The 16,187-nt window shown below is 63.1% G+C and carries 14 protein-coding genes; 5 read left to right on the forward strand and 9 right to left on the reverse strand.

The features are described 5' to 3' along the window. Positions 1–89: 89 nt before the first annotated feature. The 5 genes from FJ527_RS03920 to FJ527_RS03940 form a co-directional block, all read right to left on the reverse strand. Positions 90–419 (reverse strand): hypothetical protein, encoded by a 330-nt coding sequence (locus tag FJ527_RS03920; protein WP_140716830.1) that lies wholly within the window; start codon positions 417–419, stop codon positions 90–92. A gap of 53 nt (positions 420–472) precedes the next feature. Further along, entirely contained in the window at positions 473–1,051 is a 579-nt protein-coding gene (locus tag FJ527_RS03925) for an ABC-type transport auxiliary lipoprotein family protein (protein WP_181166274.1), read from the reverse strand. Positions 1,052–1,160: 109 nt separating this feature from the next. Continuing rightward, positions 1,161–2,534 carry an MlaD family protein gene (locus FJ527_RS03930; protein ID WP_140716826.1) on the reverse strand — a complete coding sequence of 458 codons (1,374 nt, stop codon included), beginning with the start codon at positions 2,532–2,534 and terminating at the stop codon, positions 1,161–1,163. A gap of 14 nt (positions 2,535–2,548) precedes the next feature. Then, positions 2,549–3,358 (reverse strand): ABC transporter ATP-binding protein, encoded by an 810-nt coding sequence (locus FJ527_RS03935; protein ID WP_015317666.1) that lies wholly within the window; start codon positions 3,356–3,358, stop codon positions 2,549–2,551. A 4-nt stretch (positions 3,359–3,362) separates the two neighbouring features. Continuing rightward, positions 3,363–4,550, reverse strand: a complete 1,188-nt coding sequence (locus FJ527_RS03940) for an ABC transporter permease (RefSeq protein ID WP_140716824.1) — start codon at positions 4,548–4,550, stop codon at positions 3,363–3,365. 77 nt (positions 4,551–4,627) lie between these two features. Between FJ527_RS03940 and dgcA the strand changes: the two genes are divergently transcribed. After that, entirely contained in the window at positions 4,628–5,611 is a 984-nt protein-coding gene (gene dgcA / locus FJ527_RS03945; RefSeq protein ID WP_140716822.1) for an N-acetyl-D-Glu racemase DgcA, read from the forward strand. Here dgcA and FJ527_RS03950 read toward each other — a convergent pair. Both FJ527_RS03950 and FJ527_RS03955 read right to left on the reverse strand, forming a co-directional pair. Beyond that, entirely contained in the window at positions 5,582–6,796 is a 1,215-nt protein-coding gene (locus tag FJ527_RS03950) for an MFS transporter (protein WP_140716820.1), read from the reverse strand. The genes dgcA and FJ527_RS03950 overlap by 30 nt on opposite strands. Positions 6,797–6,926: 130 nt before the next feature. Next, positions 6,927–7,742: a UDP-2,3-diacylglucosamine diphosphatase gene (locus FJ527_RS03955; protein ID WP_140821813.1), complete on the reverse strand. Its 816-nt coding sequence runs from the start codon at positions 7,740–7,742 to the stop codon at positions 6,927–6,929. A gap of 120 nt (positions 7,743–7,862) precedes the next feature. Between FJ527_RS03955 and FJ527_RS03960 the strand changes: the two genes are divergently transcribed. The 4 genes from FJ527_RS03960 (at position 7,863) to FJ527_RS03975 (ending at position 13,353) form a co-directional block, all read left to right on the forward strand. Continuing rightward, the gene (locus FJ527_RS03960; RefSeq protein ID WP_140664287.1) at positions 7,863–8,642 is read left to right on the forward strand and encodes an SDR family oxidoreductase; all 780 of its coding nucleotides are present in this window, start codon (positions 7,863–7,865) and stop codon (positions 8,640–8,642) included. Positions 8,643–8,817: 175 nt separating this feature from the next. Continuing rightward, positions 8,818–11,142 carry an NADP-dependent malic enzyme gene (locus tag FJ527_RS03965; RefSeq protein ID WP_015317660.1) on the forward strand — a complete coding sequence of 775 codons (2,325 nt, stop codon included), beginning with the start codon at positions 8,818–8,820 and terminating at the stop codon, positions 11,140–11,142. Between the two features lie 193 nt (positions 11,143–11,335). After that, on the forward strand, positions 11,336–12,013 hold the full coding sequence (locus tag FJ527_RS03970) for an outer membrane protein (RefSeq protein WP_140716816.1): 678 nt from the start codon (positions 11,336–11,338) through the stop codon (positions 12,011–12,013). A 140-nt stretch (positions 12,014–12,153) separates the two neighbouring features. Then, positions 12,154–13,353 carry a DUF2865 domain-containing protein gene (locus tag FJ527_RS03975; RefSeq protein WP_015317658.1) on the forward strand — a complete coding sequence of 400 codons (1,200 nt, stop codon included), beginning with the start codon at positions 12,154–12,156 and terminating at the stop codon, positions 13,351–13,353. Here FJ527_RS03975 and FJ527_RS03980 read toward each other — a convergent pair. Then, positions 13,271–14,644: a glutamate--tRNA ligase gene (locus FJ527_RS03980; RefSeq protein ID WP_015317657.1), complete on the reverse strand. Its 1,374-nt coding sequence runs from the start codon at positions 14,642–14,644 to the stop codon at positions 13,271–13,273. The genes FJ527_RS03975 and FJ527_RS03980 overlap by 83 nt on opposite strands. A 177-nt stretch (positions 14,645–14,821) precedes the next feature. Continuing rightward, on the reverse strand, positions 14,822–16,132 hold the full coding sequence (locus FJ527_RS03985; RefSeq protein ID WP_245262880.1) for a hypothetical protein: 1,311 nt from the start codon (positions 16,130–16,132) through the stop codon (positions 14,822–14,824). Positions 16,133–16,187 lie beyond the last annotated feature (55 nt).

A 16,187-nucleotide genomic window follows, 5' to 3' on the forward strand; every position in this document is an offset into this window, starting at 1 on the left:
TCAAAGACGAAGTGAAAGGCGGGAGGTTTCCCGCCTTTTTCAACCATCACATTGCGTAGCTGCCACGCGGCGGTAGTGAGAGCCCGCAATCAACGGCCGTGTTCGGAAGCCGCTTCGGGATGCGAATCACGGGTTAAATTGGCTAGGGGCAATCCAAGGCCTCGCTGGTCGAGCCACGAAACTTGGCGTCCGTTTTCGCGAGCTGACAACAGTTCGGCATGCGCCATTTGCATCGCGAGCAACAGCGCCTGCACCTCATCAATCCCGTAGGCTTTCCGGGAGCGCAGACCTTCCGTCCACCCTATTTCATATCGGCATTGGAAGTCGCCACCCTGCTCGGGTTCTGGCCGGAAGAAACAGCACGGTACCTCCCTACCGTCTACCAGGAACAGTCTTCGGACAAAATCGACAGCAGCCATGCCATAAACTCCTCAGAACAGCGGCGGCTTTTCTGGGGCGTCGCGCCTGGCGCTCAGATCACCGAATCGGTCCAGCGAACGATCTGCTTGGCCGCATCGCCGAAGGCCGCGTCGAGCGCGCCGACATAGGCCGGGTTGCCGCTGCCCGAAACGGGTGCCGATGCGGTGAAGCTCTTCGACGCCTTAACTTCGCCGTTGCGGTCGTTGAGCAAGCGCACGAACAGGTTGACCTCGGCATGTTCGCCGCCATTGACGCGCACTTCGAAGGAGCGAACCTCGACGATCACCTGATAGTCGATCGCCAGCCCCTCGCCCGGCTTGCCGACGCCGGCAAAGCTGCCCGAGCGCTGGAACGTCTCGGCCAGCCGCGCCTGCACGATCAGCGGCAGGCGGTCGGCCCATTGCGCGCCCTTCAGATACTGGATCGAGCCGTCGGAGGGTTTGATGACGATGTTCTGGCTGTCCAGTGCCTTCAGCGCCGAAGGCTGGGCGATCAGGATTTGCTTGCGGCTGTGGCCATGCGCGTCGACCGAGGGCGCCGACAATTCGAACGTGTCGAGCGGTGCCGGCTTGCCGCCGAGCGCCGCGCAGCCGGCAACCGCCAGGACAAGCAGCGCCGCAGCCGATTTCAACCCGCCCGTTCCAAGCCTACTCAATCTCACGCGTGATCCCCGTTATCCCCTGATCGCAAGATCAACCCGCATTCACGAGCACTGTTCTTGCGGCGGGCCGATGCCGAAGTCAACGCCGCGCCCTGCCGTCGAACTGCCGAACCTCGCCGTCGCCGCCCGAAAGGATGCGCTGCGGATTGCGGCTGAGATCGGTCACCGCCTCCTCGATGCGGTTGATCGAGCGGCGGCTATCCTGCACCAGCGCCTCGACATTCTGCAGTCCCTGGCCCGAGAAGCGCGCCAGATTGTCGGTGATGACCCCAAGCCGGGCATTCAGCGTATCGGCGACCTGCTTGAACGATTTCAGCGTATCCCTGGCGTCGGCCATCACGCCGTCGGCCTGGCCCGAGCCGAGCAGCTTGTCGACCTTGGCGAGAATGCCGTCGACCCGCACCGAGGCGTCGTTGAGCCGTTGCGCCAGCTGCCTGGCGTCCTTGATCGTCTGGTCGATGTCGTCAGCCCGATTGGCGATCTTGCCGGTCACCTCCGCGATATCGGCAGCCGCCTTGTTGGCGCTGTCGCTGGCCTTCTGGATGTTGGCGAGCGCTTGGCGCACCTGCGCCGGATCGATGCCGTCGAGCACGCCGTCCACCTTGGCCAGCGTGCCTTGCGTCTGCTTGGCGAAATCGTTGACCGATCCCACCGCCGTATCGACGTTCCTGATCACACCGTCCAGCTGCTGCGAGGTTTCCTTGAGGTTCCCCGTTACCGCATCGACATTGGCAACGATGCTCTTGATCTTGTCCTTGTCGACGGCATTGAGCAGGCCTTCCGCTGCCTTCAACGTGCCGTCGAGCTTGCCTGAAACGCCTTTCAGCTCATCGGACAGCGCGCTGACGGCGGACAGGAATTTGTCGATGCCGTCGGAATTCCTGGCCAATGCATCGGAAAACGTCTGCACGTTGTGCACGGTCTGCGTCAGCGGCCCGCGTACGTCCTTGGTGAAGCCTTCCAGCTCCGACAGCACCTTGTCGGCGCGGGTGAAGATGTTTTGCGCCGTCTGCAGCAGATTGGTCACGGCGGAAGGATTGGCGACGATCTCGGCGACCTTGCCTTCCTTCTCGGCCTGGTCGAGCAGCTTGACTTCCTTGGGGTCGGCGCCCTTGAGTTCGATATTGGCCTGCCCGGTGAGGCCGGCGAGGCCGATATCGGCCTGCGTCGACTTGGTGATCGGCGTCATCCGGTCGATCTCGGTGTCGGCGATGGCGACAGTCGGATTGTCGACGTCGATATAGACGCGCTTGACGTCGCCGACCTTGACGCCGTTGAACAGCACGAAGCTGCCGCGGCCGAGACCAGAGGCCGAGCCCGGAATGCGCACCCGCAGCAGCGTCGTCTCGCCCCTGTCGCCGATCGCCGCCGTCCAATAGACGAAGGCGAACGCCGCCAGGATCGCAACCAGCGTGAAAATGCCGACAATGACGTAGTTGGCTCTGGTTTCCATTGCTTCACTTATGGCTATGCACGTGCGGCAAGATCAAGTTGCCGTGCGCGTTTTCCGCGGAAATAGGATTTTACCCACGGCTCCTCGCTCTTCAGCATGTCGTCGATCGTGCCTTCGACCAGCACCTTTTTCTTGCCGAGCACCGCCACGTGGTCGCAGGCGGTAAACAGCGTGTCGAGGTCGTGGGTCACCATGTAGACGGTCAGGTCCATGGTGTCGCGCAGCTTGACCACCAGTTCGTCGAACTCGGCCGCGCTGATCGGATCGAGACCTGACGTCGGCTCGTCGAGAAAAACGATGTCGGGATCGAGCGCCAGGGCGCGGGCAAGTGCCGCACGCTTGATCATGCCGCCGGAGAGTTCGGAGGGAAACTTCTGCGCCGCATCCGGCGGCAGTCCGACCAGCTCGATTTTCAGCAGCGCCAGTTCGTCCATCAGCTTTCTTGGCAGATCGAGATATTCGCGCATCGGCACCTGCACGTTCTCCATCACGGTCAGCGCCGAAAACAGCGCCCCATGCTGGAACAGAACGCCAAGACGCATGTCGATGCGCAGCCGCTCGAGATCGCTTGCCTTGTCGACGTCGACGCCAAACAGTTTGATTGTTCCCGACTGCTTGGGCATCAGTCCGAGAATGGTTCGCAACAGCACGGACTTGCCGGCGCCCGAGGCACCGACGAACCCCAGTATCTCGCCGCGCTTGATGTCGAGCGACAGTTTGTCGAGGATCAGCTTGTCGTCGATGGCAACGGTGACGTCGTGCACCGAAAGCACGATTTCGCTCTCGTGCGGCGCCTCAGTCGTGATTCCGTTTCCCTTTGCCATGTTACTAGAACTGGATCGCTGCGTAGAACATGGCGAAAAGTCCGTCGAGAATGATGACGACGAAGATCGACTTCACCACCGAAGCGGTCACGTGCTGCCCGAGCGATTCGGCACTGCCGCCGACCTTCATGCCCTCGACTGAAGCGATCGTGCCGATGATCATGGCCATGAACGGCGCCTTGATCAGCCCGGCGAAAATCGTGCTGAGATCGATTGCGACACGCAACCGGTCGATGAAGGCAGCGGGGGGGATATCGGAGTAGAGCCAGGCCGCGACAATGCCGCCGCCGAGCGCGGCGAAATTAGCGATGATCGTCAGACAGGGCAAGGCGATCACCAGGGCAACCAGACGTGGAAAGACCAGGACGCCGATCGGATTGAGGCCGATGACCTTCAGCGCGTCGACCTCCTCGCGCATCTTCATCGAGCCGATTTCGGCGGTGATCGCGCTGCCGGAGCGGCCGGCGATCATGATTGCCGTCATCAGCACGCCGAGTTCGCGCAGGATCAGCACGCCGACCAGGTCGACGACGAAGATGTCGGCGCCGAAATAGCTGAGCTGATAGGCACCCTGCTGGGCGACGATGGCGCCGACGATCGCCGACATAAGGACCACCACGGGGATAGCGCCGACGCCCATGCGATCGATCTGGTTGAAAATCGCCGCCGGGTTCACGGCATGGCCACGGCCGAGCTTCATCTGCGCGCCGCGGATGGTGGCGCCCAATATGTTCATCGAGGCGAGGAAATCGTCGCGCATCTCGTAGACGCGCCGGCCCACCGCCTCCAGTGCCCGAATGACAATGTTGGGCGGTCCCGCCGGTCCGGCTTCGGGTTCGCGCCGGACGGCCTCGCTCACCGCTTCGAGCAGGATGGAAGCGACGTCACTTTGGCCTTGCAGCCTTACCTCGACATTCTTCTTCTCGAAGACGCTGACCAAGCGGTCGATCAGCCAGGCGCCGGCGGTGTCGATCTTCTCGATTTTCGAAAGATCGAGCGCCAACATTTTGAAACCGCTTCGTTTCTCGATCTTGCGCATCTCGGCGTCGATCAGCGCCACCGTCCGCGTCGTCCAGATCCCGGAGAACGCACAGCCGAGGACCCTATCCTCCTCGCCGACCGCGACGCGCGGGTCGTGGTCAGCCCCCGAGGCGGTCGTGCCGCTTGCGTCGCGTTTGCCGATGGTCAACATGGCGTCCTGTTTAGCCTGATGGGTCCGACCTTGTCGATTTGCCGACAACCCTTCTCGCATAGCCGGAGCAGAAAAATATGGCGCGTGTCATTTCGGTCGAGGCCGAACGTTTTCCGATCGCCGGGACCTTCACCATTTCGCGCGGCTCCAAGACTGAGGCCGAGGTCATCACCTGCACGATCAGCGACAACGGCCATGTCGGTCGCGGCGAATGCGTTCCCTACAAGCGCTATGGCGAGACCATGGACGGCGTGAGCGGCGCGATCGCGGCGATGCGCGACCGGATCGCCGGCGGGATGGACCGTGCCGCCCTGCTCGACGCAATGCCTGCCGGAGCGGCGCGTAACGCTGTAGACTGTGCCCTGTGGGACCTTGAAGCCAAGATCAGCGGCAATCCGGTGGCGAACGCAATCTGGCCGGCCCCTTTGCATCAGCTCGAAACCGCCTACACGCTGTCGCTCGGCGAACCGGAGGCGATGGCTGCGCAGGCCCGCGCCAATGCCGGCAGGCCGCTGCTGAAGGTCAAGATCGGCGGCGACAACGACGCCGCCCGCATCCAGGCGGTGAGGCAGGCGGCGCCCGGGAGCCGATTGATCCTCGATGCGAATGAAGGCTGGACCGACGACAACATCGTCGCGAATCTCGCTTTTGCCGCGAAGCAAGATATCGCCTTGATCGAGCAGCCGCTGCCGGCGGGCCGTGACGGCATCCTGCGCCACATAGCCCATCCGGTGCCGATCTGCGCTGACGAGAGCGTCCATGAAGCAGGAAACCTCGAGGCGCTTGTCGGCCTCTACGACGCTGTCAACATCAAGCTCGACAAGTCCGGCGGGCTGACGGCGGCGCTCACCTTGCGCGACCGCGCCCGTGAGCTGGGTTTTGGCATCATGGTCGGCTGCATGGTCGGCACGTCGCTGGCAATGGCGCCGGCGGTGCTGCTCGCGCAAGGAGCGGATTTCGTCGACCTCGACGGCCCGCTGCTGCTTGCCCGGGATCGTGTGCCGGGTCTCGTTTACCAGGGATCGCTCGTCTCACCCCCGGACCCGGCTCTGTGGGGCTGAGCGCGCGGCAAACCCGATCAGCATAAGGCCGACGATCGCGATCGGGATCATCGCCAGGAATCCATCGACACCGAGACGGTCATAGAGCGGGCCGGAAACAAGCGTAACCGCGGCCATGAAGAAGCCGTTGAAGAAATAGGCGATGCCTTGCGCGGCACCCGTGCGCTCTTCGGAGACGGTCTCGCCGATCATTTTCTGCAGGCCGATCAGCACCATTGCGACAGACACCGAATGCAGCGACTGCACGGCAAAGAAGCCGGCGATGCCAAGGCCGAGCGGCCATATCAGTGGAAAGATGATCCAGCGCACGACGGAGCCGACGCCAGCAATCACCATCACCTTGACGACAGACACGGAGGCGAAAATGCGATTGAAAAACAAAAACATGCAGACTTCCGACACCACGCCCCACGCCCACAGCAGGCCGACAACGGAATCGCTGATGCCGATTGATTTCCAGTAAATGGAAACGAAACCGTAGAGGAAGGCGTGGCTGGCTGTAATGATGCCGACGCCAAGGGTGAAGGAGAGGAAATAAGCGTTGAACAGGCTTGGCGCCGCATGCTGGATTTCCACTGCCGACAGCGGCGAGGCCTTTCGCGGCCGTCCCATGCGCGGTGCCAGCAGGCCTGCGATGAGTGCCGCGCCAAGGGCAAGGAATATGATCACCGGGACGGCTCCAGGGCCACTGGCCGCCAGGATGAAACCGCCGGCGACATTGGCCAGGAGATAACAGATCGACCCCCATTTGCGCATGCTCGCATAATTGGCCCCGAAGCGGCGCACGCCCGAGAGCGCCAGCGAATCGGCGATCGGCGAATGTGGCGTCCAGACAATGGTCAGCACCAGCGACACCGCCAGCACCGTCGCGTATGTCGGGGTCAGGAAGTATCCCGCGGACAGCAGCAGCGATGCGGCGACGAGCACGACATAGACATCGGCGCGGTCCCTGGCTCGATCGGCAAGTGTGGTCAGCAGCGGCGTCGTTACGACGCGCAGGAACATCGGCGCCGCCAGGATGACGGCGATCTGCTCGGCATGAAACCCCTTGGCCTGCAACCAAAGCGGGAAATAGGGCAAATGGGTGCCAAGCGATATGAACAACGTGCCGAAGATCAGGCTCATGCGCAGTTCAAAACGGCTCGGCTTCACGAGTTGTTCGGGTGAAAGCGGTGGCAGCGGCATGAATCGATCCAATGACGCTGCGCTCAACGACCGGCGAGCAGCGCAAGCCGATCCTTAACATGAGCAAAAACCGGACGAAACCGGCTGGACCAGTCGATTAACACCAGAAATTGCAGGGCCGGCTTCCGCCTCAGGCCGCCTGCACCACCCTGTCCTCGATCAGCAGCGGGATGAAGGGCTCGTCAAGCGCTTCAGGCAATACATGCGCCCAGGTCAGGATTTCCATGCGGCCGTCGAAATGCTCGACCACGGCGGTGCAGCTCTCCACCCAGTCGCCGGTGTTGATATATTGTACGTCGCCATAGCTTTCGATGGCGGCATGGTGGATATGCCCGCAGATGACGCCGTCGACATGCGAGCGTCGCGCTTCCTCGCTGAGCACTGTCTGGAACGAGCCGATGAAGTTCACCGCCTTCTTGACCTTGACCTTGGCCCAGGACGAAAACGACCAGTAAGGCAGGCCGAGCAGCTGGCGCAACCGCGTGATCACCCGGTTGACTTGCATGGCGGCGTCATAAGCATGGTCGCCGAGATAAGCGAGCCAACGCTGGTTGTGGACTACGGTGTCGAACTGGTCGCCATGGATGACCAGCAGCCGCCGGCCATCGGCGGTTTCATGGATGGCGCGGTCGGTAACGACGATGCCGCCGAAATGCACGCCCTGGAACTGGCGGGCGAATTCGTCGTGATTGCCGGCGATATAGGTGATCGAGGCGCCCTTGCGCGCCTTGCGCAGCAGTTTCTGCACGACGTCATTGTGGCTTTGCGGCCAATGCCAGCTGCGCCTCAGGCGCCAGCCGTCGACGATATCGCCGACCAGATAGATGATGTCGGCATCGTGGTGGCGCAGGAAGTCGATCAGGAAATCGGCCTTCGCCGCCTTCGAGCCCAGATGGACATCGGAAATGAACATGCTGCGGAAAGTGCGGGGCTCTTGGCCTGACATCGCGGATTCACCCTTGCTTTCGAGCAGCCTATGCCCCGATTCATGCAACAACCGTATGACGGTTGCGATTGGTCCAGCGCTGGCGCTAGCCTGCCGGGCAAATCAAAGGAGAAAATCGTCATGGATCTCGGTATCCGCGGAAAGAAGGCCATCGTCTGCGCTTCGAGCAAGGGGCTTGGCCGTGGCTGCGCCATGGCGCTGGCCGAGGCGGGCTGCGACATCGTCGTCAATGGGCGCAATGCGGAGCTGGTCGCGAAAACCGCCGCGGAACTGCGCCAGCGCCATGGCGTGACGGTGACGGAAGTGGTCGGCGACGTTTCTAAGCCGGAGATACAGAAAGCGCTGCTCGCCGCCTGTCCGGAACCCGACATCCTCGTCAACAACAATGGCGGACCGCCATTGCGCGATTTCCGCGAACTCGATCGCGGAAAAATCCTCGAAGGCGTGACCCAGAACATGGTGACGCCGATCGAACTGGTTCAGGCGGTCATTGACGGCATGGCTGCGCGCGGCTTCGGGCGCATCGTCAACATCACCTCGCTATCGGTCTACGTCCCCATACCCGGCCTCGACCTGTCATCGGGCGCGCGCGCCGGCCTGACCTCGTTTCTCGCCGGCGTGGCGCGCACGGTGATCGAGCGCAACGTGACCATCAACAGTCTCTTGCCCGGCAAGCTCGACACTGACCGACTGCGCGGCCCGCATGAGGCTGGCACGCCAGAGGATCCCAAGGCGGCCGCGGCGCGCAAGACCCGCATCAGTGCCGACGTGCCGGCCAAACGGCTCGGCACGCCGGAGGAATTCGGCCAGATCTGCGCCTTCCTCTGCTCGGTCCATGCCGGCTACCTGACCGGGCAGAATATACCCGTCGATGGCGGTCTCTACGTCAGCGCTTTCTGACCGAAATGTCGGCAAAGCGGCGGGAAACATCCGGCATGCAACAGCCGTAAGTGCCTGACATCTAGAGATCTTCGACGCGCTGGCGCTTAAAGCTGCCGGCGCGTCAATTAGCGTCGCGAAAAACCTTGGCCTCATGCTAAAAGGACTCCCGAAGCAGGTTTCGAGGAGCGGCCGCATGGAAGGCGAGAACAAGAAAACGGCACGTTCGGACCTCGACGAAGCCGCGCTCTATTTCCACAAGCACCCGACGCCGGGAAAGCTCGAGATCCAGGCGACCAAGCCGCTCGGCAACCAGCGCGACCTGGCGCTCGCTTATTCGCCCGGCGTGGCGGCGCCTTGTCTTGAGATCCGCGACAATCCGGCAACCGCCGCCGACTACACGGCGCGCGCCAACCTCGTCGGTGTCGTATCGAACGGCTCGGCCGTGCTCGGCCTCGGCAATATCGGGCCCCTCGCCTCCAAGCCGGTGATGGAGGGCAAGGCGGTCCTGTTCAAGAAGTTCGCCGGCATCGACGTCTTCGACATCGAGATCGACGCGCCGGAAATCGAGCGCATGGTCGAAACCGTTGCCGCTCTGGAGCCGACCTTCGGCGGCATCAACCTCGAGGACATCAAGGCGCCGGAGTGTTTCGAGGTCGAGGAACGCCTGAAGGCTCGCATGAGCATACCGGTGTTCCATGACGATCAGCACGGGACCGCCATCATCGTCGCTGCCGCCGTGCTCAACGGGCTGGAATTCGCCGGCAAGACCATTTCGGACATCAAGGTCGTCACCTCCGGCGCGGGTGCTGCCGCACTAGCCTGTCTCAATCTTCTCGTTTCCCTCGGCGTGCGCGTCGAAAACATCTGGGTCACCGACCGGTTCGGCGTCGCTTACAAGGGCCGTGTCGACGAGATGGACCGTTGGAAAGACCCTTATGTGAAGGACACCGACGCGCGCACCCTGGCCGACGTCATAACGGGCGCCGATGTTTTCCTCGGTCTCTCCGCCGCCGGCGTGCTGAAGCCGGAACTGCTGCAACACATGGCACCGAAGCCGCTGATCCTGGCGCTGGCCAATCCCAATCCGGAGATCATGCCGGAAGTGGCGCGCGCGGCCCGTCCGGACGCTATGATCTGCACCGGACGGTCCGATTTTCCCAATCAGGTCAACAACGTGCTTTGCTTCCCCTACATCTTCAGGGGTGCGCTCGACTGCGGCGCCAGCGCCATCAACGAGGAGATGAAGATGGCGGCGGTGCGGGCCATCGCCGCCCTTGCCCGCGAAGAGCCTTCCGATGTCGCCGCGCGCGCCTATTCCAGCGAGACGCCGGTCTTCGGACCCGAATTCCTGATCCCCTCGCCCTTCGATCCGCGCCTCATCCTGCGCATTGCGCCGGCGGTGGCCAAGGCAGCCTGCGACACCGGTGTGGCGACACGGCCGATCACCGACTTCGCCGCCTATATCGACAAGCTCAACCGCTTCGTCTTCCGCTCCGGCCTGGTGATGAAGCCGGTGTTCTCTTCCGCCAAGGCCTCCAGCGCCAAGCGCGTCATCTACGCCGACGGCGAGGACGAGCGCGTACTGCGTGCCGCCCAGGTTGTGCTTGAGGAAGGCATCGCCGAGCCGATCCTGATCGGCCGGCCGCACGTCATCGAGGTCAGGCTGAAGCGCTATGGCCTGCGTATCAAGCCCGGGGTCGATTTCGGCCTGATCAACCCGGAGGACGATCCGCGCTACCGCCACTATGTCGACCTCCTGATCGAACTCGCCGGCCGCCGCGGCGTGACGACGGAGGCCGCACGCACCATGGTGCGCACCGACAACACGGTGATCGCCGCACTTGCGCTGAAGCGCGGCGATGCCGACGCCATGGTCTGCGGCCTCGAAGGCCGTTTCGAGCGGCATCTGCGCAATGTGACGCTGATCATTGGGCCGCGCACCGGCATCAAGGACCGAGACCTGTCGACGCTATCCATGCTGATCTCGCAACGCGGCATCATCTTCCTCACCGACACCCACGTCTCCGTCGACCCGACGGCCGACGAGATCGCCGAGATGACCGTGCTGGCGGCGGAAGAAATCCAGCGTTTCGGCATCGAGCCGAAGGCGGCGCTCTTGTCGCATTCGGATTTCGGCTCGCGCGATTCGCCGAGCGCCCTGAAGATGCGTCAGGCCGCGGCGATCCTGGCGCGCATCGCGCCGGAGCTGCAATGCGACGGCGAAATGCACGCCGATTCCGCTTTGTCGGAGCATCTGCGCCAGCGCGTCTATCCGCATTCGCGCCTGAAGGGCGAAGCCAATCTCCTGGTGTTCCCGAACCTCGATTCGGCCAACATCACGCTGACGGCGCTGCGGGCCATGATGGATGCCTTGCATGTCGGCCCCATCCTGCTCGGCACCGACAAGCCGGCGCACATATTGACTCCCTCGGTGACCTCGCGCGGTGTGGTCAACATGACGGCGCTGGCGGTGGTCGAAGCCGCGCATAAGGCCCAGGCGATCGCCAATCTGGACTGAACCGGCGGTCGCGATCGGATTGATCCGGCCCCGATTGAGGTGTGGTGGCGACGCGCCACGGACCGCATTGGCGGGATCGAGTGTTGCGAACCGACAACTCTTAACCGAGTAATCCGGCATCGGACGAATGCGGATTTCTCGGACCGGGTCAATTTGATATGGTCACACCGTCTGATCGGGCGGTGAAAATGTCATGAGAGCCCTGTTGCTCGCTTCGGCAATGCTGACTGTGATTGGCGGACAGGCGTTCGCCGCCGACGCCGTCGGGCTGGAGTCGGCCGCGCATGACTGGTCCGGCGTGTATGTCGGCGGGCATCTTGGCTATGGTTTTGGCAGCACCGACGCGACTTACAACGTGCCAAACACGCCAGCGATCCGGGGCACGCAGGACTACGACGTCGACGGCTTTCTGGGCGGTGTCCAGATCGGCTACGATTACCAGGTCAATTCCGCGGTTCTGGGGATCGAGGCCGATATTTCGGGCGCAGACATCAAGGGGCATTCCGACGAGGTCAATGTCGGCGGAGGCGATGTCTACGACACCAAGGTGGATTGGTTCGGATCGATGCGCGCCAGGGCAGGCTATGCGTTCGGCAGCACCCTTGTCTACGGGACCGGGGGCCTCGCTATCGGAGGTGTCGAGAACCAGTATCTCGATGGCCCGGCCGACAGCTATTCCGAAAAGAACACCAAAATTGGCTGGACGATTGGCGCCGGGCTGGAGCAGGCAATCACCGATCATTGGTCGGCAAATGCCGAATACCGATATGTCGACCTGCGGGATCAGACGATCAATTACGCGCCCAACTCCAATACGACTTTCGACAACACGTTCAGTACGGTCAGGATCGGGATGAACTACAAGTTCTGATGGCCCACCCTGCCATTGCCGGACTGATTGGCACATAGAATGCGCGCGGCTTTCAGCCGGCAACTAAGCAACTTCCGAAATGGACGATTAACCGCGAACGGGGTAGCCTTGGCGACCACAGGCAAGCGGGATCGAGGCGGATGGCGAGCGGAGGTTTGAAGCAGGCGCATGCTGCCGTGCTGCTTGGCCTTCTGCTGTCCGGCGCCGTGGTCAGCGAGCCGCAGGCCGCTTCGCGGGTCTGCCGTCAACTGGAGGCCGAGCTCGCCGCGGCTTCGCGTGGCGGCGGCGGTCCGGCAATGATCCGCAAATACGATGCGGCCATCTACCGGCAGCGCGAACAGATCTCCAAGGCCCGCAGCCAGGCGGACAATGCCGGTTGCGGGTTTTCACTATTTTCCCGCAACATCAACCGGTGTGCCGGGCTCAACGCCACCATCGAGCGCATGAGCGCCAATCTCGACAGTCTGCAAGCCAAGCGCGCCCAACTCGCCGGCGGCAGTTCACGCCGCGACCGGGGCCGTATCCTGGCGGCGCTCGATGCCAATGACTGTCGTGACGATGCGGTTGCGCCGCGCCGCGAGCCTCCGCTGGAAGCGAATCGTGAAGATGGAGGCAATGCCAATCTCTTCGACCAGCTTTTCGGCGGCGACGACCGCCAGATCGATACATTGGACCAGCCTGACGATTCCGGGGAGGAACGCGATGTCGGCCGCGTCCTGAACCAGCCCGGCAGTCCGGACGTTGCGAGCAGCGGCGGCGAATTCCACACCAGTTGCGTGCGCACTTGCGACGGCTATTTCTTCCCCATGTCGAACGCCGCCTCGGCCGGCGATTTCGAGCGCGACCAGAAGAATTGCGAATCAGCCTGCCCCGGCACCGAGATGCAGGTCTTCTATTCGCGCGGCATGGACGATGATTCGGCATCGATGATGTCATCGGTCACCGGCAGGCCCTACGGCGAATTGCCGACCGCCTATCTCTACAAGCAGCCCGACATGTCGCGGCCGCCCGCGTGCGGCTGCAACGCCGCGCAGAATTTCCAGATCATTGGCGGCAACTCGCCAAGCCCCCAACAGTCACAGCCCGAACCGGAAGCGGCACCGCTCGTTCCGGTGCCGGCCTTAAAGCCCGATCCGGGTGCCGACCCGGAGACCCTGGCCAACAGGGACGGCGGGCTCGACCGTGAGGCCATCAAGCGCCTCTCGGCCAAGCCTGTGACATCGCCGGTTTCTGCCGTGCCTCCGGACCAGCGCAAGGTCAGGGTCGTCGGGCCAACGTTCCTTCCCGACCCATCAGGGGCAATAGATCTGCAAGCTCCGGCCCCGAAGGCAGTCCAGTAAGGGCAAGCCTGAGCGGCATGAACAGCGCCTTGCCCTTGCGGCCGGTCGCTTCCCTGATCTTGCCGGTCCAATCCTTCCAGACCGTCCCGTTCCACGGCTCCTCAGGCAGGAGATCGAGCGCCTGGTGCAGAAAATCGCGGTCGTCGTCGGAAAAGTCGGGCTTCTCCCGCGGCCCTTCGCGCAGGACGCGCCACCAGGCAACCGCATCGGCTAGTCGGTCGAGATTGCCGCGCACCGCCAGCCAGAATGGTTCGGCCTGTTCGCCGGAAATGCCCAGCACCATCAGCCGGTCCCGCGCCTCGTCGAACGGCATGTGATGCAGCAGCACCCGGTTGAGCACGAACAATTCGGCCGGATCGAACTTGGAGGACGATTTCGAGGTCGCGGCCGGGTCGAAATGGCCGGCGAGTTCGGTCAGGTCATGCGCGGCCGCGACATTCTCCGACGTGCCGACCAGTACGGCCAGCGAAGCGACGGCCATCGGCTCGATGCCGTCTTCACGCAGGCTCTCGATGGAAAGTGCGCCGGTGCGCTTCGACAGCCCCTCGCCCGAGACGGTGGTCAGGAGATTGTGGTGGCCGAAGACGGGCGGCTCGGCACCCAGCGCCTTGAACAGGGCGATTTGCACGCCGGTATTCGTGACATGATCGTCGCCGCGGATGACATGGCTGACACCCATCTCCATGTCGTCGACGACGGAGGGCAGCGTGTAGAGATAGGTGCCGTCCTCACGCACCAGCACCGGATCGGACAGCGAGGCCAGATCCACCATCTCCTCGCCACGCACCAAATCGTCCCAGCGGATCTCGGTGCGCTCCGGCTGCAGCGGATCGCCGGAGAAATTGGGCAGCAGGAAACGCCAGTGGGGCCGGCGTCCATCGGCCTGATATTCGGCCACCTGCTCTGTCGTCAGCGCCAATGCTTCGCGGCCATAGACCGGCGGCAGGCCCCGCGTGCGGCGCACCTTGCGCCTGAGATCGAGTTCTTCCGGCGTTTCGTAGCAGGCGTAAAGAACACCCGCCGCCTTCAGCCGCTCCACCGCCGCGTCATAGATTTCGAAGCGCCGCGACTGATACTCGGTGGCATCCGGGAAAATGCCCAGCCAGTGCAGGTCGTAAAGGATGGCGTCGGCGAATTCCTGCTTCGAGCGGGCGATGTCGGTGTCGTCGAAGCGCTGGATGAAGCGGCCCTTGTTGTTGAGGGCAAACAGCCAGTTGAACAGAGCGGTGCGCGCATTGCCGATGTGGATGCGGCCGGTCGGTGACGGGGCGAAACGAACGGTAACTGTCATGAGCGGGGCGTACCGGATGCCTTTATGATTGACAAGATGCGCCCCCGCGCCGTGCCGCAGACATAGAACATGGCGGCTGGAATGAAAAGACCGGGCCGGCACGCCTCAGCTGGCGCAAGACCCCGCCGTGAGAGGGCAAGCGGCCAGCGGAGCCGACGAACAGGTGGTTGACGACGATCAGCGGCCGAAGTCGTCTGAACTCAGGCGGGTCCAGCGGTCGCCCATCAAGCCGCCGATAGCGATGTCGCCGGAGCGGACCGCTTGCGTGACCTCGGCGATTCGCGAGCGGACCATCGTTCCGCCGGCATAGCGGAAGAAGACATTCCTGTAGCCGAAGAGGTGAGGCATGAACTTGTCCTGGGTCTGCCCGGTGATGCCTGCGCAGCCCATATCCCGCGCTGCCGCGACGAGGCCGTCCAGCGTCGCGCCCCAGTGGTGTCCGGAAGCCTGGATTTGCAGCAGGACCGCCATGTCTCCGACCCGGCCGTAAAAGGCATAGCAACCGAGCATTTTGCCTGTCTCATCGTAAGTCCCGCCGAAATGAAGTGGTCCGTCGGCCCGCTTCTCGGCCGCCAGCGCGAGCAGCCGCGGCAGTTCGCCGTCCTTCCAACTCGGCCGAAGAGCGTAATCGGAGAGAAGGGTCGGCAACCGCTCGGCAAACTGCGCGGCATTGATCGGCTCGGCATGGACCCGATGCGACGATGAAGCCTGGAAAGGCGATCCGAACCTTCGCTTCGCGACAGCGTCGAATGCTCTCGCACAGGGATCGAGTGCCAAGCGAGGCAGGCCGGGCCATTTACGGTGCAGCGCGGCGGCGGCCATCGCGGCTGGCCGGAAGATGCAGGTCCATCCCAGGCAATGGACCGGCAGGAGCTGGTATTTCATCGGTCGCGCGAAGGCCAGGGAGACCCGGTTGGCCGAATCCGTCAGTTGCAGATCGAATTCGCCTTGGTGCAAGGCGCGCAGCAATTGCGGTCCTGCCGAGCCATCGTCGGCGCCAGTGTCGGCCATGAACGGACCGATGATCGCCGCATTCAATCCAGCGCCGTTGAACTCGTAACGGGCTTTCAGGACGCCGAGGAACCCGCCCAGATCCCCCTGCCGGTTGATCTGGACAAGAGCGCTCGCACCGGGCTGGCCGGCGGGGTCAAGATAGATCTTTCTCATGTATTCGGCCGTCTCCTCGATAGCGCGATCGAGGAGGTGACGCCGGCGGCGGCGAAACTTCGTCAGGAAGAGTGCCGCGACGCGCTCGAGATCTTCGGCGGCGAGTGGCCGAACCGAGCCGTGCTGGGAATCCAGCACCGACGGGGCCGTCACCTTTTGCGCGCCGGCATTTGCGGAAACGAGATGCATCGTAAACACCGAACAGGTTGCTTTTACAGAGTACAGCAACCAAAAGTGGAAACAACGAATCTCGGCCGGTAACGTAAACAGACGTCCCGCACTCGGGACTTTGGCTTCGCGCTGCGATTGCGAGCGCCACATGGCTCGCCGGCTTATGGCAACCGATAGAGGTGGCCCCCGGCAGGAGCCGGAGGCC

Source organism: Mesorhizobium sp. B2-4-18, assembly GCF_006441385.1.
Classification (GTDB): domain Bacteria; phylum Pseudomonadota; class Alphaproteobacteria; order Rhizobiales; family Rhizobiaceae; genus Mesorhizobium; species Mesorhizobium australicum.